The following is a 675-nucleotide window of genomic DNA, read 5'->3' as shown; positions in this document are numbered from 1 at the left end:
GCAACGAGCGCAACCCTTGTCCCGTGTTGCCAGCAGGCCCTTGTGGTGCTGGGGACTCACGGGAGACCGCCGGGGTCAACTCGGAGGAAGGTGGGGACGACGTCAAGTCATCATGCCCCTTATGTCTTGGGCTGCACACGTGCTACAATGGCCGGTACAAAGAGCTGCGATACCGTGAGGTGGAGCGAATCTCAAAAAGCCGGTCTCAGTTCGGATTGGGGTCTGCAACTCGACCCCATGAAGTCGGAGTCGCTAGTAATCGCAGATCAGCATTGCTGCGGTGAATACGTTCCCGGGCCTTGTACACACCGCCCGTCACGTCACGAAAGTCGGTAACACCCGAAGCCGGTGGCCCAACCCCTTGTGGGAGGGAGCTGTCGAAGGTGGGACTGGCGATTGGGACGAAGTCGTAACAAGGTAGCCGTACCGGAAGGTGCGGCTGGATCACCTCCTTTCTAAGGAGCACTTCTCACCAGCTTCGGCTGGTCAGAGGCCAGTACATCAGCGAATGTCTGATGCTGGTTGCTCATGGGTGGAACGTTGACTACTCGGCACACTTGACCTGCTGGTCTTCCTAGTACTGCTTCGGCGTGGAACGGAACGGCCAGGGGTGAGGGTGTCGGGCACGCTGTTGGGTGTCTGAGGGAATGAACTTCTCCTCAGATCGCCGGCCCC

General features: G+C 59.3%; 1 rRNA gene. It reads left to right on the top strand.

The window, feature by feature from the left end:
- Positions 1–455: ribosomal RNA gene (locus C3492_RS43865) — 16S ribosomal RNA — on the top strand; the annotation flags it as partial.
- Positions 456–675 lie beyond the last annotated feature (220 nt).

This window comes from Streptomyces sp. Ru62, from assembly GCF_002920615.1.
Lineage (GTDB): Bacteria > Actinomycetota > Actinomycetes > Streptomycetales > Streptomycetaceae > Streptomyces.
Note: the sequence above shows the minus strand (reverse complement) of the source record. Positions and strands in the feature narration are given on the sequence as shown.